Genomic DNA, 19179 nt, shown 5'->3' on the forward strand with positions numbered 1-19179 from the left:
CCGGTCGGGCGCAGGATATGCGGCGCCGCGGCGCCGGTCAGCCCCCCGGCCGACGCGGGACGACGATGCGCGGGGAGAAGACCTGCACCTCCTCCCCATGCTGGTTCAGGGTGCGGATGCGCAGCACCGCGGCGCCCCGGTCGGGGCGGGACCGGGAGGGCGTGGCCTCCAGCACCTCGACCTCGACGCTGAGCGTGTCGCCCGGGCGCACCGGGCGGGGCCATAGCAGTTCCCCGCCGCCGCCGATGATGCCGCCGGCAAGCCCGCCCAGCGCCTGCACGACCAGCGGCATGGAGATGGCCGCCGTGTGCCAGCCGCTGGCGGCCAGGCCCTTGAACAGCGGATGCGCGGCCGCCGCCCCGGGGTCGGTGTGGAAGGGCTGCGGGTCGTAGCGGGTGGCGAAGTCGATGATCTCGGCCTCGGTGATCGTGACCGGACCGGCGGCGAAGCGCCGGCCCGGGGTCAGGTCCTCGAGGTGGATCGCCTCGGTCACGTCCCGATGCCGCCGAGCGCCAGGTACTTCATCTCGAGGTATTCCTCGATGCCGTGGCTCGATCCCTCGCGCCCCAGGCCCGACTGCTTGAAGCCGCCGAAGGGGGCCTCAGCGGTCGAGATGATGCCCTCGTTGATGCCGATGATGCCGTATTCCAGGGCCTCGGCGACGCGGAAGATGCGGCCGACATCGCGCGCGTAGAAATACGCCGCCAGGCCGAACTCCGTGTCGTTGGCGAGCGCGATGGCTTCTTCTTCCGTCTTGAAGCGGAACAGGGGCGCGACGGGGCCGAAGGTCTCCTCCCCGAAGATCTTCGCACCGCGCGGCACGTTGGCCAGCACGGTCGGCTCGAAGAAGTTGCCGCCGCGGGCATGGCGCTTGCCGCCGGTGACGATGCTCGCCCCCTGCGCGAGCGCATCGGCGATGTGTTCCTCGACCTTCGCCACAGCATCGGCGTTGATCAGAGGCCCCTGGGTCACGCCGGGCTCCATCCCCGGGCCGACCTTCAGCCCCTCGACCGCCGCCTTCAGCTTCGCGGTGAAGGCGTCGTACACGCCCTCCTGCACCAGCAGGCGGTTGGCGCAGACGCAGGTCTGGCCGGTGTTGCGGTACTTGGACGCCATCGCACCCTGCACCGCGGCGTCGAGGTCGGCATCGTCGAACACGATGAAGGGCGCATTGCCGCCCAGTTCCATGGACGTCTTCTTGATGGTGGCGGCGCATTGCGCGAGCAGCACGCGCCCCACCTCGGTCGATCCGGTGAAGGACAGCTTGCGGATGATCGGGTTGCCGGTGAGTTCCTTGCCCGTATCCCCGGACGGCCCGGTGATGACGTTGCAGACGCCGGCCGGCATGCCGGCGCGTTCCGCCAGCACGGCGATGGCAAGCGCGCTGAACGGCGTCTGGGACGCCGGGCGGATCACGCCTGTGCAGCCCGCGGCCCAGCCCGGGCCGGCCTTGCGCGTGATCATCGCGGCGGGGAAGTTCCAGGGCGTGATGGCGGCGAAGACGCCGATCGGCTCCTTCGTCACCAGGATCCGCCGGCCCTTGGCGTTCTGCGGGATGGTCTCGCCATAGACGCGGCGGCCCTCGTCGGCGAACCACTCGATGAAGGAGGCAGCATAGACCACCTCCCCCTTCGCTTCCGCCAGCGGCTTTCCCTGTTCGGCCGTCATGATGGCGGCGAGGTCGTCGGCGTTCTCGTGCATCAGCGCGGCCAGCCTGTGCAGGATGACGGCGCGGTCCTTGGCCAGCATGGCGCGCCAGGCGGGATACGCGGCATTCGCGGCCTCGATGGCGCGGCGCGTCTCGGCCTGGCCGAGCGCGGGGACATGGCCGATCACCTCCCCGGTCGCGGGGTTGCGGACGGCGAGGGTCTTGCCGCTGTCGGCCTGGACCCACTGCCCGTCGATGAAGTTCGCCTGGCGGAACAGGCCAGCGTCCTTCAGCGGAATCTTCGCGACGGCGTCGAGCATGGCGGACCCTCCTTCTGTTGCCGGCAACATAGGCGCCGCGCGGGCCGATGTCAGCCTTGCGCCCGGCCGCCGCGCGGTCATGATCCGCCCGCCGTCAGGAGAGAACGCCCATGCCCCGCCGGATCATCGACATCTCCTCCCCGCTCATGGCGGGGATCGCCTCCGACCCGCCGCATATGCTCCCCGAGATCGAGTACATCGACCACCGCATGAGCGCCCCGGCGCTGGCGCAGGAATTCGGCATCGGCGTGGACCAGTTGCCCGAAGGCCAGTACGCGGCGGTCGAGCGCGTGACGATCAGCACGCACAACGGCACGCACCTCGATGCGCCCTACCACTTCTTCTCCCGCATGAACGAGCGCAGCGTGCCCGGCGGCGAGCCATCCTGGCGCATCGACGAGGTGCCGCTCGACTGGTGCTTCCAGCCGGGCGTGAAGCTCGACTTCCGGCACCTGCCGGACGGCCATGTCGCGACGCCCGAGGAGGTGCAGGCCGAACTCGCGCGCATCGGGCACGTGCTGAAGCCGCTCGAGATCGTGGTGGTGAACACCGCCGCCGGCGCGCGCTACGGGCAGGACGACTACATCCACCGCGGCTGCGGCGTCGGCAAGGCGGCAACCCTATGGATGCTGGAACAGGGCGTGCGCGTGACGGGCACGGATGGCTGGTCCTGGGACGCGCCCTTTTCGCTGACGAAGCGGAAGGTGGCCGAGACCGGCGATGCCTCGCTGATCTGGGAAGGGCACCGCGCGGGCCGCGAGATCGGCTATTGCCACATGGAAAAGCTGAACAACCTCGATGCGCTGCCGCCGGACGGCTTCATGATTTCCTGCTTCCCGGTGAAAGTGCATCGCGGTTCGGCGGGGTGGACGCGGGCCGTCGCGATCTTTGACGAATAGGCGCGGTCCACGTCAGGGGGGCGTTTCCCAGAAGCAGACCTTGGCGCTCGCCTTGATGAGGCTCCCGCAATAAGTGAGATCGTCCGGGGTCCCCTTACCGCGGTAGATCTCGAGCCAAGTGCCATCGAAGAGGTCGATGTGGTCCCCGGTCGCCTGCGGCGTTGGCCTTGGCAGATCGCCTCTCGGATCGTCGGCCATGCCCCAGCCTATCGTCCGGATCGTGTTCATCGTGTCGTCGGTTGGGGTGACCCAGCAATCCTCGAGGTAGGCGACGCCGCGGCGGTTCGCCAGCCTTGGGAAGACCGCCCTGCCGGCGCCCTCGACGTCGGGCGCGCCGTGCCTCGCGGCGATGCCGTCCCTGAGCTGTCCGGCCTTCACGTAGAACTTGTCGAGGAAGGGCTGCTTCGGCATGGCGAGGTGACTGTTCGGAAGGTCCCTGAACGTCGTCTCGCCCAGCGCCTTGCGGGGCTGGATGCCGAGCGCGGTGCCGACCACGAGCGCGCAACGGTTGCCTTCGGTCACGTTGATCGCCCAGCTGCGGGCGTCGGCCAGCTTCTTCGCGAGGACCGCGTAGCTGATGGGGATCGGCATGGCGCATCTCCGGGCGATGACCGCCGACCATGGCGGCGGCGGGACTTCGGGAATCGGCCCGGCAGCCGCTGCCCAACACCGAAAAGATACCGGGCCCCGAAAGCGCCATCAACGGAATTTCCGCCCGGCCGCCGCCGTGCGGGGCAGCCGCGCGCTACTCGACCGTGACGCTCTTCGCCAGGTTCCTCGGCTGGTCCACGTCGGTGCCCTTCAGCACCGCGACGTGATACGCGAGCAGCTGCACCGCGATGGCGTGCAGGATCGGCGCGGCGAAGGGCGATGCATCCGGCAGCACGACCACGCGCTCGGCGAAGCCCGCGAGCTTCGGCGCGCCTGCGGCGTCGGTGAAGGCCATGATGCGCCCGCCGCGCGCCGCGGCTTCCTGCAGGTTCGACGCCGTCTTCTCGAAATTCGGCCCCGACGGGCAGAGCGAGATCACCGGCACGAGGCTGTCGATCAGCGCGATCGGGCCGTGCTTCATCTCGCCGGCCGCATAGCCCTCGGCGTGGATGTAGGACAGTTCCTTGAGCTTCAGCGCGCCTTCCATCGCGATCGGGAAGAGCGTGCCGCGGCCGAGGAACAGCACGTCCCGCGCCTTGGCCACCTCCACCGCCATGGCGTGGATGTCCCCGTCGCGCTCCAGCACGCTCGCCGCATTGGCCGGCAGTTCGAGCAGCGAGGCGATCAGCTCCGCCTCGCGCTCCGGCGCCAGCGTGCCGCGCGCGCGGCCGAGGCCGATCGCGAGGCAGGCCAGCACCGTCAGCTGCGCCGTGAAGGCCTTGGTGGAGGCCACGCTGATCTCGGGCCCCGCCACCGTCATCAGCGTGCCGTCGCTCTCGCGCGCCATGGTGCTCTCGGGCACGTTGACGATCGACAGGATCGTCTGCCCGCGCTGCTTCAGCAGCTTCAGCGCCGCCATGGTGTCCGCCGTCTCGCCCGACTGGCTGATGAGCAGCGCCGCGCCCCCCTCGGGCAGCAGCGGGTCGCGGTAGCGGAGCTCGGAGGCGAAGTCGGCCTCGGCCGGCACGCGCGCCACCTGTTCCAGCCAGTAGCGCCCGACCTGGCCCGCCAGCAGCGCGCTGCCGCAGGCGGTGATGGTGATGCGCGGCACGCCGGCCGGGTCGAAGGGCAGCGCCGGCAGGGTCACGCTGCGGCTCAGCGGGTCGATGTACTGCGTCAGCGTGTCGCCGAGGACGACCGGGTTCTCGTGGAGCTCCTTCTCCATGAAATGCCGGTAGTTGCCCTTGCCGGTCGCCGCACCCGAGACGGCGGTGAGCTTGACCTGCCGCTCGACCGGGCGGTCCTCCGCGTCGAAGAAGCGCGCGCCGGCATCGTCGACCACGGCCCAGTCGCCTTCCTCGAGATAGGCGATGCGGCGCGTGAGCGGGGCGAGCGCCAGCGCGTCGGATCCGACGAACATCTCCCCCTCCCCGAAGCCCACCGCCAGCGGCGCGCCCTGGCGCGCGCAGATCAGCGTGCGCGGATGGCCGGTGAAGACCATCGCCAGCGCGAAGGCGCCATGGACGCGCTTCAGCGCGGCGGCGGCGGCCGCTTCCGGCGCGGCGCCCTCCAGCAGGTGCTGGTCCACCAGGCGGGCGAAGGTTTCCGTGTCCGTCTCGGTCTCGAAGACCTGACCCTGCGCCTCGAGTTCCGCGCGCAGTTCCGCGTGGTTCTCGATGATGCCGTTGTGCACGACCGCGACCCGCGCCGTGCCGTGCGGATGGGCGTTGCGCTCGGTGGGCGCGCCATGCGTCGCCCAGCGGGTGTGGCCGATGCCGGTGGTGCCCGGCAGGGGGCTTGCATCCAGCACGGCGGCCAGGTTCGACAGCTTGCCCTCGGCGCGGCGGCGGTCGATGTGGCCGTTCACCAGCGTCGCGATGCCCGCGCTGTCGTAGCCGCGGTATTCCAGCCGGCGCAGCGCCTCCAGCAGCCGCGGCGCCGCCGCCTCGCGCCCGACGACGCCGACGATCCCGCACATGGCCCTACGCCCCCTTCTTTCCCTTGAAGCCGCGGCCCGGATAGACGCTCTGCCGCCCGCGCGCGATGGCCAGCGCGTCGTCCGGCACGTCTGCGGTGATGACGCTGCCCGCGCCCACCAGCGCGCGCGCACCGACCTTCACGGGTGCGACCAGCGAGGTGTCGGAGCCGATGAAGGCGCCCTCCCCGATCTCGGTGCGGTACTTGTTCACGCCGTCGTAGTTGCAGGTGATCGTGCCGGCGCCGATGTTGGCGCGCGGCCCGATCGTGGCGTCGCCGAGGTAGCTCAGGTGATTCGCCTTGGCGCCCTCCCCGAGCGTCGTGCCCTTCAGCTCGACGAAGTTGCCGACATGGGCACGCGCCTCGATGACGGTCCCCGGCCGCAGCCGGGCGAAGGGCCCGATCTCGGCCTGCCGCCGCACGGTGCAATGCGTGAGGTGGGAGAAGGCGCGCACGATCGCCCCCTCCTCGACCGTCACGCCCGGCCCGAACACGACATGCGGCTCGATCGCGGCATCCGCGCCGAGGCGCGTGTCGTGCGACAGGAACACCGTCTCCGGCGCCTGCATCGTGACGCCGGCCTCCATCGCGGCCTGGCGGAGCCGCGCCTGCACCTCGGCCTCGGCGGCGGCGAGCTCCACCTTGCTGTTGATGCCGCGCAGTTCCGCCTCCGGCGCCTCCACCGCGGCAACGCGCCGGCCCTCGGCCCGCGCCAGCGCCACGACGTCGGTCAGGTAGTATTCGCCCTTGGCGTTGTCACGGCCGACGGCGCCGAGCCAGCGGAACAGGTCCGCGGCCGCCGCGCAGACCACGCCCGCGTTGCACAGGGGAACGTCGCGCTCGGCCTCGGTCGCGTCGGCCCATTCGACCACGCGCTCGACCATCCCGGCGCCGTCGGTCACGACGCGGCCGTAGCGGCCGGCGTCGGCCGGGCGCATCGCCAGCAACACGAGGTCGGCGCCGGCGCGGGCGGCGAGCAGCCGGCCGAGCGTCGCCTCCGTGACCAGCGGGTTGTCGCCATAGAGCACCGCGACGTCGCCCTGGTGCCCGCCGAGCAGCGATGCCGCCTGCAGCGCCGCATGGCCGGTGCCGAGGCGTTCGCGCTGCACGGCCACCTGGTGCGGCGCGACCGCGGCCTCGAGCTCCGGCATGTCGGGGCCGACCACGACCACGACACGCCCGAAGCGCGCCTCGACCGCGGCCAGCAGGTGGCGGATCATCGGCCGCCCGGCGATCGGGTGCATCACCTTGGGGCGGGTCGATCGCATGCGGGTGCCGAGGCCGGCGGCGAGGACGATGGCGGCGGAGGTCATGCGCATCCGGTAACGCGCCGCACCGCGCCGCGTCCAGCGCCACGGCCGTCAACATGATTTGCCGGATGTATCGGGCCGCGCCGGGCGCCGGGCGCGTCTCAGCCGAGCAGCAGCCCGGCGACACCCGCGAGCAGCGCGCCGACCGCGACACCCATGGCGGCCGCAAGCGCGGGGCGGGACCGCACGAAGGCCCTGAAGCCCGGGCCCGAGACGCGCGCGAAGGTCACGCGCCAGACGCCGAAGGGCAGCGCGATGCGGATGTGCCGCCCGCCCCGCCGTTCGACCCCATCCCACCCGCCGAGCGTCTGCTGCAGGGCGAACAGCAGGCGCGCGTCGAGCCGCGCCGCCAGGTCGGGCGGCATGCCGGCCAGGACCCGGGCCGCGAAGGCAGGATCCACGGCAGGCGGCAGCGGCTGGGGCGGGTCCCGGGACATCTTGCTGAAGATAGGGACACCGCCCCCGGCGCGGTCAAGGATTGTCGCGGGCCCGCATTGATCCTAACCCCTGCGCCATGACCAAGGTTGCAGTCTTCGACCTCGACGGCACGCTGGTGCACAGCGCGCCCGACATCCACGCCGCGATGAACCGCGTCCTGGCGCGGCGCGGCCTCGATCCCTACGACCTGCCGGCGGTGCAGGCGATGATCGGCGACGGCGCGAAGGTGCTGGTCGAACGCGCCCTCGCCGGCCGCGGCCGGGGCTTCGACGAAAGCGCGCTGGCCGAGTTCGTGGCCGACGAGGACATCAGCGCCGCCCGGCTGACGGCGCCCTTCGACGGCATCGCCGAGGTCCTGGCCGCGCTCGAGGCCGCGGGCTGGCGGCTCGCGGTCTGCACCAACAAGCCCGAGGGCCCGGCGCGGGGGCTGCTGGCCTCCCTCGGCCTCGGCGGCCGGTTCGCCGCGATCGGGGGCGGCGATTCCTTCCCCGTGCGCAAGCCCGACCCCGCGCATCTGCGCGCGACGCTCGCCGCCGCCGGGGGCGAGCCCGCGACCGCGGTCATGATCGGCGACCACCGCAACGACGTGCTGGCCGCCGCGGGGGCGGGCGTCCCCTGCATCTTCGCCGCCTGGGGCTACGGGCCGCCCGAGATGGCCGATGGCGCGACGGTGGCCGCGCGGCCGTCCGACCTGCCCGCGCTGGTCGCCGCGCTACGGCCCTGACGGCCCGGCGCGGACCAGGTCCAGCCGGAAGGCACCGAGGAAGGTCGAGGGCAGTTCGACCCGCAGCGGCAGGGGCGGCTGCCCGGGCCCGACGACGCCGAGCCACGCCTCGGCCTGGCGGGGCCGGCCCGCCTGGGCGGGATCGTCGGTCCGCCGGAAGCCGCCGACGAGCCGGCTTTCCAGCGCGCAATGCAGCGCCCGGCCCGAGAAGCTCCGCATCGGCGGGCGCACCGTGCCGAGGGTCCGCGACGACCAGGCGAGGCGCCGCCTGCCGTCGAACACCGCCCCTTCGAGGTCGCAGCCGGCGGTCGCGGCGGCGTGGCGGGACAGCCTGAGCAGCGCCGAGAGCGTGTCGAGCGCGCCCTCGGCCTCCTCCGGCCGGACGGGGATGCGGTCCGGTCCTTCGGGCGGCTCCAGCACGGCCAGGCGCGGCGTGCGGCCCTCGAATTCCAGCAGGGTGCGCCGTGGCACGCCGCGCCAGTCGCTTTCGGTACGGTAGCGCGCGGGGTGGATCTCGGGGCCGACCAGCCCGCCCTCGGCTTCCGCCAACGACTGCTGTGGCAGGAAAAGGCGCCCGACGCCCCGCGGGCGGGACACGGTCTGGATGCGATAGCGCCCGTCGGCGACATCGAGCATGATCCGCACCTCCATCACTTGGAAGCCGGACTGGATCACCACGTATTCGGCCTCGACCGGCGCCGCGTGCAAAGGCGCCGCAACGCCGATCGCCGCCAGGGCGGCCATGAGGAGACGCACGAGCATGACGTGCAGATGGCGCGCGCCACGGCCGGGGCAAGGGCGGCTTGACACTGGCGGGCCGGCGCCTCTATCTCCGCGGCCCTGGTCGGGCGCGTAGCTCAGCGGTAGAGCATTCGCTTCACACGCGAAGGGTCACAGGTTCAATCCCTGTCGCGCCCACCATCCAGGCTTCCCGCGGCCGCTCCGTTTCCCATAGTCGCTTTCGCCGCTGCAATCACGCATGCGGGCCACGCGAGTCCTATCGACGCCGCGCGATCGCTTCGCCATGATCGCCCCCGCCGCGGCCGCGACGACGCGACACGAGGACCGGACGACATCCGTCGCGCACGCGGGGGACGCCCATGCCGACCATTGCGTACCAGTCGTTCAACGCGAATTCGAGCTCGGCCCACGGGCTGGCGTCGATTGCGAACCAGGGCTTCACCCGCGACACCAACGCGCACGCGACGGGCAAGGGCCACCAGGCGCTGGTGCTGCCGCACAATCCGCAGAACCTGCAGGACGCCTACGAGGGGCCGGCGCATCTCCGGCCGATCGAGACCCTGGCCGGCCCGCAGAGCGTGGGGGCCTTCGGCGCGCAGGTCTCCCTCGCCTTCCAGAACTTCTTCCGCGCCATCGGCGCGATGCCCGACATCATGGTGGTGGGCGAGTTCGACGCGTCTGACCCGGACTACGGCAACCTGCTGGGCGGCTCGAACATCACGATCACGCCGCATCCGGCCAAGAAGGCCTGCCAGTCCTTCACCGCGATCAGCCAGAACCCCGTCGCGTCGAACATCGGCGCCATCAAGCAGGGCGAAGGCTACGTGGCCTACACCATCGGCGCGATGACGGTCGTATTCGTCCATGTGCCGAACAAGGTCGCGGCGAAGGCGCCCGATACGCAGCAATTCTACCGCAACGTCGCCCAGTCGCTCGGCGAGCGGGGCAAGACCATCGACCTCTTCATCGGCGACACCAACCAGCCGAGCTTCGGCTTCAGCGCGCAGGCGCTCAACGCGGCCTTCAACACCAGCGCCTACGTGAACGCGAGCGGCCAGTCGGGCATCGACAAGTTCGACAACTACAATGTGCAGGAAGGCGGCACGAACAGCACCGGGACCAAGATGTACGACATCGCCGTCTACCGGTCCGACCTGGTGCGGCTGATCGCCGGGCCTGTCTACATCTCGCAGTCCTCCGGCGCCACGACGGTCACGGACCATTGCGGGCTCGCGGTCAGGATCGAGCGGAAGTAGGAGACGCGCCGGCGCCGCTCAGTAGGATTTCGGCAGGCCGAGGACACGCTCGGCGAGGTGGCTCAGGATCAGCTCCCGGCTGACCGGCGCGATCCGCGGGATCAGGCTTTCGCGGAGGTACCGCTCCACGTGGTATTCCTGCGCATAGCCCATGCCGCCATGGGTCATCACCGCGGTCTCGGCGGCGGTGAAGCCCGCCTCCCCGGCCAGGTACTTCGCGGCGTTGGATTCCGCGCCGCATTCCTGCCCAGCATCGTACAGCGACGCCGCCTTCATGGTCATCAGCCAGGCGGCCTCCAGATGCGCCCAGCAGCGCGCCAGCGGATGCTGGATCGCCTGGTTCTGGCCGATCGGGCGGCCGAAGACCTCGCGCTGCCTCGCATAGTCCGAGGCCCGGCGCAGCGCCGCGTGGCCGATGCCGACCGCCTCGGCCGCGATCAGCATCCGCTCGGGGTTCATCCCGTGCAGGATCATGCGGAAGCCCTGCCCTTCCTCGCCGATCCGGTCTTCCGCCGGAATCTCGTAGCCGTCGAAGAACAGCATGTTCGAATCGACGGCGTGGCGGCCCATCTTCTCGATCAGCCGCACCTCCACCTTCGTGCGGTCGAGCGCGGTGTAGAACAGCGACAGCCCGTCGGTCTTGCGCTTCACCTGGTCGAGCGGCGTGGTGCGCGCCAGCAGCAGGATCCGGTCGGCGACCTGCGCGGTCGAGATCCAGATCTTCTGCCCGGTCACGACGTAGCGGTCGCCGCGCTTCTCGGCGCGGGTCTTGAGCTCGGTCGTGTTGAGGCCGGCATTGGGCTCGGTCACGCCGAAGCAGGCCTTCTCCCGCCCCGCGATCAGGGGGGGAAGGAAGCGCCGCTTCTGCGCCTCGGTGCCGAAGACCACGACGGGGTTGAGCCCGAAGATGTTCATGTGGATGGCCGAGGCGCCGGTCATGCAGGCACCGCTCTCGGCGACCGCGCGCATCATCACGGTCGCTTCTTGCATGCCGAGGCCGGCGCCGCCGTAGTCCTCGGGCATGGCGATGCCGAGCCAGCCGCCCTCGGCCATGGCCGCGTGGAACTCGTGCGGAAAGACGCCGTCGCGGTCGCGCGCAAGCCAATAGGCGTCATCGAAGCGCGCGCAGAGGCGCAGGATCTGCGCGCGCAGCGCCTCCTGGTCGTCCGTCAGCGAATAGACCACCCTGGCTCCCTTCCCCGCGTTGGCATCGGCTCCGCGGGAACCTGCGGGCGGCGGGGCGGGCGGTCAATGCGCGGACGCCGCCGCAGGGATGCGGCGGCGTCCGGCCCGTCCGTCAGCGGGAGGGCTGCGCCGGCGCGCCCGGCTGGCCGGGCATGCCCGGGCCGCGCGGCCCGCGGGGGCCGTCGCCGCCGCGGCGGCGCAGCTCATCCCGCGCGAGCGCGCCGTCGGAATCGCGGTCGGCGGCGCGGAAGGCGGCCTCGGCCATCGGGCGCAGTTCGTCGAAGGTCACGCGGCCGTCGAGGTTGGCGTCGATGAAGCGGAACATCGCCGCGCCGCGTTCCTGCATGCGTGCGCCGCGCCCCTCGGGCGGGCCACGACGGCCTTCGGGCCGGCGGGACTCGTAGTAGGCGCGCATCTCCTCGATGGTCACGCCGCCGTCGCGGTTGGCGTCCATCTCGGTGAAGCGCCCCTGGAGCCAGGTCATGGCTTCCTCGCGCGTCACGCGGCCGTCGTTGTTGGCATCGGCGCGGGCGAAGGCCTCGCCCATCGCGAAGCCGCCGCCGCCGTGGCCGTCCTGGCGGCCGTGGCCATGGTGGTACCCGTAGCCACGCTCGCCGCGCTGCATGCCGGGACCGCCGCCCGGGCCCTGCCCCATCATGGGGCCCGGACCACCGCCCTGGCCCATCATCGGCCCCGGCTGGGCCACCGCGAGGCCCACGCCGCCGGCCGTCAACGCCAGTGCCAATGCCGCGATCGTCGTCTTGCGCATCGTCTAGGTCCTTCCGTACTGCGGCCCTCTGCCGCTTCAGGAAGACTGCGCTCCGATTGTAACAGGGCCATTGCCCCCGGGCGGCGAAGGGGTGAGGAAACGTAACACTCCAATTATATTATGGGGTGCCGCCTTCTCCAAGGTCCCACCACATCCCGGCGAAGGCGAGGATCCCTTCCCTTGCCGGCGCGATCAGGAAGTGCTCGTCCGGCCCGTGCTGCTTGCAGCCATTGTAGGAATGCGGGACCCAGACCAGCGGGACATGCAGGTGGTCGACGAACACGTCACCTGGCAGGCCACCCGAGGAGTTCGGGATGATCTGGACCTTCTTGCCGAGCGAGGCGGCCATGCTCCCCTGCGCCCAGCGCACCCAGGGGTGGTCGGGATCGGTGCGCGACGCCGGCATGCGCACGAAGGCGTTCTCGACCGCGATCTCCTGGAAGCCGTGCGCGTCCATGTGGTCGCGCACCGCCTGCGCGAAGGTGGCCGGGTCGCTGTCGACCGTGTAGCGCACCTGACAATGCGCCCGCGCATCGGGCGCGACGGCGTTCACCGGGTTCTCCGGCCGGCCGGAGATCATCGCCAGCACGATGAGGCTGTTCCAGCCGTAGATCTTCTCGGCGCTGGAGAGGCCCGGCTCGCCCCAGCCCGCGTCGATCGTGGCCGCGCCGTCACCGCCGCCGACGGGGCAGCCGTCCAGCACGGCGCGCACCGAATTGGGCAGGGACGGCGGCAGGATGCCGCGCACCAGCACGCGGCCGTCGCGGTCCATCATGGTCGTCAGCGCATGCGCCAGCAGGATGGCCGGGTCGCGCGTCAGCCCGCCCCAATGGCCGGAATGCACGCCGCCCGGGCGGAGCTTCAGCACCAGGTCGAAATGGAAGGTGCCGCGCGTGCCGGTGGCGATGGTCGGGATGGCGGGCTCGACGCGCGGTCCGTCGGAGGCGATCAGCACGTCGGCCGCCAGTTCACCGGCATGCGCGGCCACGAATTCGCGCAGGCCCTTGGAGCCGCGCTCCTCGGCCATCTCGAGCACGATCTTGACGTTGAAGCCGAGGCTGCCGCCGCGCTCCGCCAAGACCGCCTCCAGCGCGGCGATGTTGAGCGCGTGCTGGCCCTTGTTGTCGGCGGTGCCGCGGCCGTACCAGCGGCCGTCCTCCTCGATCAGACGCCAGGGCTCCAGGCCATCGCGCCACTGGTCCTCGAGGCCCCGCACCGTGTCGCCATGCCCGTAGAGCAGCACGGTCGGGCGCGCGGGGTCCTCCACGCGGATGCCGGTCAGGATCGGGCCGAAGCCCTCCAGCGGGTTCGGGCGCACCTGCACGGCGAAGCCGAGGCGTTCCAGCCACGGCCGGATGGCGCCGTTCAGGTAGCGGTCGAGATCCGCTTCCCGCCCTTCCTCCTGCGCGGTGGAGGGGATGGCGACGAGGTCCGTCAGCAGCGCCTTGAAGCCGCCGCCGTCGAAGAAGGATGCGGCGCGGGCAAGCGCGCCTTCGCGGGTGGCCATGATGCGACGCCTCTCAGACGATCTGGTTCACGAGGGCGGCCTCGCCGCGCTGCAGGCGGCCGATGTTCTCCATCATGAAGTCGAGCACGTTGTCCTCGTACATGTGGGTCTCGCCGCCCGTGTGCGGCGTGATCAGCACGTTCGGCATGGCCCAGAGCGGGCTCGCCTCCGGCAGTGGTTCCTCCGCCGTCACGTCGAGCGCGGCGCCGGCGATGCGGCCCGCCTGCAGCGCGGCGGTGATCGCCGCCTCGTCCACCACGCGCCCGCGCGCGACGTTGACGACCTGCGCGGTCGGCTTCAGCAGCGCCAGCGCCGCGGCATCGACCAGGTTGCGCGTCTCGTCCGTCAGCGGGCAGGCCAGGATGAGGAAATCCGCGCGCGGCAGCAGGGTGGCGAGGTCGCGGAAGGAGTGCACCTCGTCCGCGCCCTCGGCGCCGCCGGCGACGTTCTGGCGCACGCCGACGACGTTCATGCCGAGCGCCTTGCACAGGCGCGCGATGCGCCCGCCGATGCGGCCCAGGCCCACCACGACGGCGGTCTTGCCGCCGGCCTCGTCCTCGCGCTTCGCGAAGTCGCCCATCATGCCGCGCCAGACGCGCCTGGCCTGGTTGTCGCGCGCCTCGGGGATGCGCCTGAGCAGCGCCAGCATCAGCGCTATGGCGTGCTCGGACACCGCATTGGCGTTCACGCCCTGCCCGCTGGCCAGGCGCATGCCATGCGCGCGGAAGACGTCACGGTCGTACTGGTCGGTGCCAGCTGAGGCCGACTGGACGAATTTCAGGCGCGGCGCGATGGCCGGCAGGTCGTTGCGCCAGAGGCCGGAGCAGACCAGCACGTCGCAATCGCCGATGGCGGCATCGAGCGCCGCGCGGTCGCGCACCTCGACGAAGTCGATGCCGGTGTTCCGCGGCGCGAAGCGGTCGGCGAAGCGGTAGGCGACATGGGCGAAGCAGATCTTCAGTCGGTCGCGCGGCGGCAGCATGTCGGTGGGCTCTCCCGGTCGGTGGTCGCGCGCGACCGTGACCCCGGGGCGGCGCCGGCGCAAGGGGCCGTGGGCGGCCCTATCGCGTGCGCGACGGCGCCGCGGCAGCCGACCCGCCGGACCCGCCGCCGCCGCCCGCGCCCAGCAGCACCGCGATGGCCGCGGCGCCCGCGAGCCCGACGGCCGCGGCGGCGGTCGGGCCCGCCAGCGTCTCCCCGGTCGAGCGGGAGACCATCACGGCGCGGCGCTGCGTCCGCGTCGCCGGCGCGAGGCTTGGCCGCGGCTGGGCCTGGCCGCGCGGCCCGATGACGACCGCCGAGCCCGCCGGCACCACGACCGTCGCGGCCTGACCCAGCGCCACGCCCGGCACGATAAGCGCGATCAAGATGATGATAATTCTACCCATGGTTTAGATTCGTTAACACCTTCGTGCCGCCTCCGGCAAGCACGCATCGCGACGGGGAACGCATCGCGGTCCCGCCGCCCAGCCGCCCTTCGCCAACCCCCGGTGCCCGCTGCCACCGGCACCCGGCTGCCTTGCCAGCCTCGCGGGCCGCGCCTAATCCAAGGCGCGACGGGAGAAGACCTATGGACATGCAGATGCCCCAGGATGGCCACGCCGAGATCCGCGAGGAGGTGCGCAAGCTCTGCGCGCGCTTCCCCGGCGAATACTGGCGGGAACTCGACGCGCGGCGCGGCTATCCGACCGAGTTCGTCACCGCGCTGACCGAGGCCGGCTGGCTCGGCGCGCTGATCCCCGAGGAATACGGCGGCTCGGGCCTGCCGCTCTCGGCCGCCGCGGCGATCCTCGAGGAAATCCACGCGAGCGGCTGCAACGCCGCCGCCTGCCACGCCCAGATGTACATCATGGGCACGATCCTGAAGCACGGCAGCGCCGAGCAGAAGGCCAAGTACCTGCCCGGGATCGCGACCGGTGAGCTGCGGCTGCAGGCCTTCGGCGTGACCGAGCCGACCAGCGGCACCGACACGACCTCGCTCCGCACCTTCGCGAAGAAGGAAGGCGACAAGTACATCGTCAACGGCCAGAAGATCTGGACCTCGCGCGCCGAGCATTCCGACCTGATGCTGCTGCTGGCGCGCACGACGCCCAAGGACCAGGTGGCCAAGCGCACCGAAGGCCTGTCCACCTTCATCGTCGACATGAAGGCGACGCTCGGCAACGGGCTGACCATCCGCCCGATCCGCACGATGATGAATCACAATTCCTGCGAGGTCTTCTTCGACAACATGGAGGTGCCGGCCGAGAACCTGGTCGGCGTCGAAGGCAAGGGCTTCCGCTACATCCTGGATGGCATGAACGCCGAGCGGCTGCTGATCGCGAGCGAATCCATCGGCGACGCCAAGTGGTTCATCCAGAAGTCGGTCGAGTATTCCAAGCAGCGCGTGCTGTTCGGCCGCCCGATCGGCCAGAACCAGGGCGTGCAGTTCCCGATCGCCAAGGCCTATGCCCAGATGCGCGCGGCCGAAGCCCTGATCCAGAAGGGCCTGCAGAAGTTCGAGGCCGGGCTGCCCTGCGGCGAGGAAGCCAACATGGGCAAGATGCTCGGTGCCGATGCGGCCTGGGCGGCGGCGGAAGCCTGCGTGCAGACCCATGGCGGCTTCGGCTTCGCCGAGGAATACGACGTCGAGCGCAAGTTCCGCGAGGCGCGGCTCTATCAGGTGGCGCCGATCAGCACGAACCTCGTGCTGTCCTACATCGGCGAGCACGTGCTGGGGATGCCGCGGAGCTACTGACATGGCCGGGCTGCCGGTCGCCATCGCCTACGACTTCGACGGTACGCTGGCGCCGGGCAACATGCAGGAGCACGTGTTCCTGCCGAAGCTCGGCCTCGACCCTGCCGCCTTCTGGGCGCGGTCGAACCAGCTGGCCGAGGAACAGCAGGGCGACCCGATCCTGACCTACATGCACCGCATGCTGGTCGAGGCCGCCGCCGCGGACATCCCCATGCGACGGGAGGACTGGGCGCGGCACGGCGCCGGCATCACGCTGTTCCCGGGCGTCGAGACCTGGTTCGACAGGATCGACGCGGCGGCCGCCGCGCGCGGGCTGGCGGTCGAGCACTACGTGATCTCCTCCGGCCTGCGCGAGCTGGTCGAGGGTACGGTGATCCGCCCGCATTTCCGCGCCGTCTTCGCCTCGGGCTTCCTCTACAACGCGTCCGGCGCCGCGATCGCGCCGGCCATCGCGGTGAACTACACGACCAAGACGCAGTATCTTTTCCGCATCAACAAGGATGCGCTCGACCTCGCGGACAACACGGCGGTCAATGCCTACCGCCCGCCCGAGGACCGGCGCGTGCCCTTCGCCAACATCATCTTCGTGGGCGACGGCGACACCGACATCCCCTGCTTCCGCCTGGTGAAGGAACAGGGCGGGCACGCCATCGCCGTCCATCCCGCGGGCGATGCGACGCGCGCCGCGCGCACGCGCCGCCTGATCGACGAAGGCCGCGTCCATTGCGCGGTCCCGGCCGACTACCGCCCGGGCGCCGAGCTCGAAGGCCGCGTCCTCGCCATCCTCGACCTTCTCGCCGCGCGCGCGGCCATCACGCGCACCTTGCCGGAGACCTGAACGCATGAGCGGATCCCGCCCCCTGGAAGGGCTTCTCGTCGTCTCGATGGACCAGGCCGTGGCCGCGCCCTATTGCGCGTCGCGCCTGGCCGACGCCGGCGCGCGCGTCATCAAGATCGAGCGGCCCGAGGGCGACTTCGCCCGCGGATACGACACGGTCGCGAACGGCCTCTCCTCCTATTTCGTCTGGCTGAACCGCGGCAAGGAAAGCATCTGCCTCGACATCAAGGCCCCCGAGGACAAGGCGCTGCTCGAGCGCCTGATCGCGAAGGCCGATGTGTTCATCCAGAACCTCGCCCCGGGCGCCATGCGGCGCGCGGGCTTCGGCAGCGCCGAGCTGCGCGCGCGGCACCCGCGCCTGATCACGGTCGACATCTCCGGCTACGGGGAGGAAGGCGACTACGCGACGATGAAGGCCTACGACCTGCTGGTGCAGGCCGAGAGCGGCCTCGCCTTCGTCACGGGCCGCGCCGAAGGGCCCGGGCGCGTCGGCGTCTCGGCCTGCGACATCGCCTGCGGCATGCACGCCTATTCCGCCGTGCTGGAGGCGCTGCTCAGCCGCGGCATCACCGGCCAGGGGAAGGGCATCGCGGTCAGCCTGTTCGACGGCATGGCGGACTGGATGACGGTGCCGCTGCTGCAGTTCGAGGGCACCGGGAGGAACCCGCCGCGCATCGGCCTCGCGCACCCCTCCATCTGCCCCTACGGCGCCTTCCAGACCAAGGACGGGCACGACGTGCTCATCGCCATCCAGAACGAACGCGAATGGGCGACCTTCTGCGCGCGGTTCCTGGACGAGCCCGACCTGCCCCGAAAGCCGGGCTTCACGGTCAACAACGACCGCGTCGCGCACCGGCCGACGGTCGATGCCCACATCCAGGCGATGTTCGCGACCCTGACGCGGGACGAATGCGCGGCCAAGCTCCGCGGCGCCAACACCGCCTACGGCTTCGTCAACGATTGCGGCGGCCTGCGCGACCACCCGGTGCTCAAGCGCGCACCGGTCGAGACCGAGCGCGGACCGGTGATGGTCGCGCTGCCGCCGGCGCGGCTGTCGGACGGCACCAGGCCCTTCGGGTCGGTGCCGGCGCTGGGCGAGCATTCGGCGGCGATCCGGGCGGAATTCGCGGCCTAGGGGCGAGAGGGGCTTCGCCCCCCTCTGGCTCCCCCCACCAGGGGACGACGGTCCCCTGGACCCGCGGAAATGGGTTCAACGGGGGTGCGGAAGAACGCCAGCGGGCTGGGGCGGCCGGTCACGACGGGGGCCTGGCGCGCCACGGTCGGCGGCGCCACGGGGCGGCCCACCACCATGATCGGCGCCGAGCGATAGGCATCGAGGCCACGGCCACGGCCACCTTCGGGCATCGGCAGCACGCGCGCGCGATCGGCGCCATTCGCCAGCGCCGCCGCGCCACGCTGGCCGGCCAGCGCGGCCAGCGCCATGGCCTCGGCTGCCGGGTCACCACCGGGGCGCGCCTGCTCCTCGGCCCAGGCCGCCATGACGCGGGCGCGATAGCCGTCGGCCCGGTCGGGCGTCTGGGAATGGTAGTGGCCGGCGGATCGCGTCCAATCCTGCCGCGCCGCCTGCAACTCGGTCAGGAAGCGCGCGGCGTAGCGCGCATTGGCCAGCGGGTCGAAGGCCTGCTCCAGGCTCGCGAAGGCCTCCGGATGATGGCGCAGGTTCACCTGCATGCAGCCGATGTCGATCGAACGCATGCCCCCGGCCTGGAGTTGCCGCACCTCGGCAATCGCTGCCTCCCGCGTCGGGAAATACATGCCGCGGCCCTCGGCGTTGATCGTCCAGGGCCAGGGGGCGAATCGGCCGGTCGCCGGGTCGCGCCGGCCGGATTCGACGCGCCCGATCGCCTGCAGGAGGCCGGGCGGGATGGCGAATTCGCGCTCGGCCACCGCGATGGCGGCCCGGCAGAGATGGGCGGGGTCGGCCGCCGCCGGCGCCGACGCAAGGCCGAGCCCGGGCAGCGACGCTGCCAGCACCTGCAGGAGGAAACGGATCGGAGCGCGCATCGATCCGGTCTGGGCAAGCCGCATGCCGTGGTCGAGGCGAGCCCACGACCGTTACGCTGCACGCGGCGGCCATCCGGCGCAAGAAACATGCGCCATCATGCTGCGGCGCCGCATTTATGCTGCACCGCAAAAAGACTCTTGCGAGGCCTCCACAACCATCCTATCTAGGCCAGGACGGCGGCAAGACCTTGTCTTCCGCTGTCTTTCTTGGACG

At 71.4% G+C, this 19179-nt stretch carries 19 protein-coding genes and 1 tRNA gene; 7 read left to right on the forward strand and 13 right to left on the reverse strand.

Annotated features, from left to right (window positions below; translation table 11 throughout):
- Positions 1-37: 37 nt before the first annotated feature.
- Together E8M80_RS02345 and E8M80_RS02350 are read right to left on the reverse strand one after the other, a co-directional pair.
- Complete coding sequence (locus E8M80_RS02345; protein WP_137124031.1) at positions 38-493, reverse strand: MaoC family dehydratase; 456 nt, start codon at positions 491-493, stop codon at positions 38-40.
- Positions 490-1968: an NAD-dependent succinate-semialdehyde dehydrogenase gene (locus E8M80_RS02350; RefSeq protein WP_137124032.1), complete on the reverse strand. Its 1479-nt coding sequence runs from the start codon at positions 1966-1968 to the stop codon at positions 490-492. The genes E8M80_RS02345 and E8M80_RS02350 overlap by 4 nt, the downstream gene beginning before the upstream one ends.
- A 110-nt stretch (positions 1969-2078) precedes the next feature.
- Here E8M80_RS02350 and E8M80_RS02355 point away from each other — a divergent pair, with 110 nt between their 5' ends.
- Positions 2079-2867 carry a cyclase family protein gene (locus E8M80_RS02355; RefSeq protein ID WP_137124033.1) on the forward strand — a complete coding sequence of 263 codons (789 nt, stop codon included), beginning with the start codon at positions 2079-2081 and terminating at the stop codon, positions 2865-2867.
- Between the two features lie 12 nt (positions 2868-2879).
- On the opposite strand, the gene E8M80_RS02360 is transcribed toward E8M80_RS02355, so the two are convergent.
- The 4 genes from E8M80_RS02360 to E8M80_RS02375 all read right to left on the reverse strand — a co-directional run bounded on the left by E8M80_RS02360 (position 2880) and on the right by E8M80_RS02375 (position 7182).
- Positions 2880-3458, reverse strand: coding sequence for a hypothetical protein (locus E8M80_RS02360; RefSeq protein WP_137124034.1), 579 nt, complete (start codon positions 3456-3458; stop codon positions 2880-2882).
- A 154-nt stretch (positions 3459-3612) separates the two neighbouring features.
- Positions 3613-5436, reverse strand: coding sequence for a glutamine--fructose-6-phosphate transaminase (isomerizing) (glmS, locus tag E8M80_RS02365; RefSeq protein ID WP_137124035.1), 1824 nt, complete (start codon positions 5434-5436; stop codon positions 3613-3615).
- Between the two features lie 4 nt (positions 5437-5440).
- A complete protein-coding gene (gene glmU, locus E8M80_RS02370) occupies positions 5441-6748 on the reverse strand; it encodes a bifunctional UDP-N-acetylglucosamine diphosphorylase/glucosamine-1-phosphate N-acetyltransferase GlmU (protein WP_137124036.1) in 1308 nt (435 codons plus the stop codon).
- A gap of 98 nt (positions 6749-6846) precedes the next feature.
- The gene (locus E8M80_RS02375; RefSeq protein ID WP_137124037.1) at positions 6847-7182 is read right to left on the reverse strand and encodes a hypothetical protein; all 336 of its coding nucleotides are present in this window, start codon (positions 7180-7182) and stop codon (positions 6847-6849) included.
- A 77-nt stretch (positions 7183-7259) separates the two neighbouring features.
- Between E8M80_RS02375 and gph the strand changes: the two genes are divergently transcribed.
- Positions 7260-7907 carry a phosphoglycolate phosphatase gene (gene gph / locus E8M80_RS02380; RefSeq protein ID WP_137124038.1) on the forward strand — a complete coding sequence of 216 codons (648 nt, stop codon included), beginning with the start codon at positions 7260-7262 and terminating at the stop codon, positions 7905-7907.
- Here gph and E8M80_RS02385 read toward each other — a convergent pair.
- On the reverse strand, positions 7896-8669 hold the full coding sequence (locus tag E8M80_RS02385) for a DUF3108 domain-containing protein (RefSeq protein ID WP_137124039.1): 774 nt from the start codon (positions 8667-8669) through the stop codon (positions 7896-7898). The two genes, gph and E8M80_RS02385, sit on opposite strands and share 12 nt — an antisense overlap.
- 84 nt (positions 8670-8753) lie before the next feature.
- On the opposite strand from E8M80_RS02385, the gene E8M80_RS02390 reads away from it, so the two are divergent.
- Both E8M80_RS02390 and E8M80_RS02395 read left to right on the forward strand, forming a co-directional pair.
- A tRNA-Val gene (locus tag E8M80_RS02390) sits at positions 8754-8828 on the forward strand.
- 179 nt (positions 8829-9007) lie between these two features.
- A complete protein-coding gene (locus E8M80_RS02395; RefSeq protein WP_137124040.1) occupies positions 9008-9904 on the forward strand; it encodes a hypothetical protein in 897 nt (298 codons plus the stop codon).
- A gap of 18 nt (positions 9905-9922) precedes the next feature.
- On the opposite strand, the gene E8M80_RS02400 is transcribed toward E8M80_RS02395, so the two are convergent.
- The 5 genes from E8M80_RS02400 to E8M80_RS02420 all read right to left on the reverse strand — a co-directional run bounded on the left by E8M80_RS02400 (position 9923) and on the right by E8M80_RS02420 (position 14732).
- On the reverse strand, positions 9923-11089 hold the full coding sequence (locus tag E8M80_RS02400; RefSeq protein WP_137124041.1) for an acyl-CoA dehydrogenase family protein: 1167 nt from the start codon (positions 11087-11089) through the stop codon (positions 9923-9925).
- A 112-nt stretch (positions 11090-11201) separates the two neighbouring features.
- Positions 11202-11858, reverse strand: a complete 657-nt coding sequence (locus E8M80_RS02405; protein ID WP_137124042.1) for an EF-hand domain-containing protein — start codon at positions 11856-11858, stop codon at positions 11202-11204.
- Between the two features lie 118 nt (positions 11859-11976).
- Positions 11977-13365 carry a M20 family metallopeptidase gene (locus E8M80_RS02410; protein WP_137124043.1) on the reverse strand — a complete coding sequence of 463 codons (1389 nt, stop codon included), beginning with the start codon at positions 13363-13365 and terminating at the stop codon, positions 11977-11979.
- Positions 13366-13378: 13 nt separating this feature from the next.
- Positions 13379-14347 (reverse strand): D-2-hydroxyacid dehydrogenase, encoded by a 969-nt coding sequence (locus E8M80_RS02415; RefSeq protein ID WP_137124044.1) that lies wholly within the window; start codon positions 14345-14347, stop codon positions 13379-13381.
- Between the two features lie 79 nt (positions 14348-14426).
- A complete protein-coding gene (locus E8M80_RS02420) occupies positions 14427-14732 on the reverse strand; it encodes a hypothetical protein (protein WP_137124045.1) in 306 nt (101 codons plus the stop codon).
- Positions 14733-14941: 209 nt separating this feature from the next.
- Here E8M80_RS02420 and E8M80_RS02425 point away from each other — a divergent pair, with 209 nt between their 5' ends.
- The 3 genes from E8M80_RS02425 to E8M80_RS02435 are packed head-to-tail and all read left to right on the forward strand — an operon-like array spanning position 14942 to position 18075.
- Positions 14942-16102 (forward strand): acyl-CoA dehydrogenase family protein, encoded by a 1161-nt coding sequence (locus E8M80_RS02425; protein ID WP_206035546.1) that lies wholly within the window; start codon positions 14942-14944, stop codon positions 16100-16102.
- Position 16103: 1 nt separating this feature from the next.
- Complete coding sequence (locus E8M80_RS02430; RefSeq protein ID WP_137124047.1) at positions 16104-16940, forward strand: HAD family hydrolase; 837 nt, start codon at positions 16104-16106, stop codon at positions 16938-16940.
- Between the two features lie 4 nt (positions 16941-16944).
- A complete protein-coding gene (locus E8M80_RS02435; protein WP_137124048.1) occupies positions 16945-18075 on the forward strand; it encodes a CaiB/BaiF CoA-transferase family protein in 1131 nt (376 codons plus the stop codon).
- On the opposite strand, the gene E8M80_RS02440 is transcribed toward E8M80_RS02435, so the two are convergent.
- Positions 18072-18965, reverse strand: a complete 894-nt coding sequence (locus tag E8M80_RS02440) for a lytic transglycosylase domain-containing protein (RefSeq protein ID WP_170979154.1) — start codon at positions 18963-18965, stop codon at positions 18072-18074. The two genes, E8M80_RS02435 and E8M80_RS02440, sit on opposite strands and share 4 nt — an antisense overlap.
- Positions 18966-19179: the final 214 nt, after the last annotated feature.

This window comes from Roseomonas sp. HF4 (assembly GCF_005222755.1).
Lineage (GTDB): Bacteria > Pseudomonadota > Alphaproteobacteria > Acetobacterales > Acetobacteraceae > Neoroseomonas.

Coding starts and splice junctions, on each gene's coding strand:
- E8M80_RS02375 (WP_137124037.1), bottom strand. CDS start 7,182: ATGTCCCGGGACCCGCCCCAGCCGCTGCCGCCTGCCGTGGATCCTGCC.
- E8M80_RS02360 (WP_137124034.1), bottom strand. CDS start 3,458: ATGCCGATCCCCATCAGCTACGCGGTCCTCGCGAAGAAGCTGGCCGAC.
- E8M80_RS02425 (WP_206035546.1), top strand. CDS start 14,942: ATGCAGATGCCCCAGGATGGCCACGCCGAGATCCGCGAGGAGGTGCGC.
- E8M80_RS02405 (WP_137124042.1), bottom strand. CDS start 11,858: ATGCGCAAGACGACGATCGCGGCATTGGCACTGGCGTTGACGGCCGGC.
- gph (WP_137124038.1), top strand. CDS start 7,260: ATGACCAAGGTTGCAGTCTTCGACCTCGACGGCACGCTGGTGCACAGC.
- E8M80_RS02410 (WP_137124043.1), bottom strand. CDS start 13,365: ATGGCCACCCGCGAAGGCGCGCTTGCCCGCGCCGCATCCTTCTTCGAC.
- glmU (WP_137124036.1), bottom strand. CDS start 6,748: ATGACCTCCGCCGCCATCGTCCTCGCCGCCGGCCTCGGCACCCGCATG.
- E8M80_RS02430 (WP_137124047.1), top strand. CDS start 16,104: ATGGCCGGGCTGCCGGTCGCCATCGCCTACGACTTCGACGGTACGCTG.
- E8M80_RS02440 (WP_170979154.1), bottom strand. CDS start 18,965: ATGCGCGCTCCGATCCGTTTCCTCCTGCAGGTGCTGGCAGCGTCGCTG.
- E8M80_RS02350 (WP_137124032.1), bottom strand. CDS start 1,968: ATGCTCGACGCCGTCGCGAAGATTCCGCTGAAGGACGCTGGCCTGTTC.
- glmS (WP_137124035.1), bottom strand. CDS start 5,436: ATGTGCGGGATCGTCGGCGTCGTCGGGCGCGAGGCGGCGGCGCCGCGG.
- E8M80_RS02355 (WP_137124033.1), top strand. CDS start 2,079: ATGCCCCGCCGGATCATCGACATCTCCTCCCCGCTCATGGCGGGGATC.
- E8M80_RS02395 (WP_137124040.1), top strand. CDS start 9,008: ATGCCGACCATTGCGTACCAGTCGTTCAACGCGAATTCGAGCTCGGCC.
- E8M80_RS02385 (WP_137124039.1), bottom strand. CDS start 8,669: ATGCTCGTGCGTCTCCTCATGGCCGCCCTGGCGGCGATCGGCGTTGCG.
- E8M80_RS02435 (WP_137124048.1), top strand. CDS start 16,945: ATGAGCGGATCCCGCCCCCTGGAAGGGCTTCTCGTCGTCTCGATGGAC.
- E8M80_RS02415 (WP_137124044.1), bottom strand. CDS start 14,347: ATGCTGCCGCCGCGCGACCGACTGAAGATCTGCTTCGCCCATGTCGCC.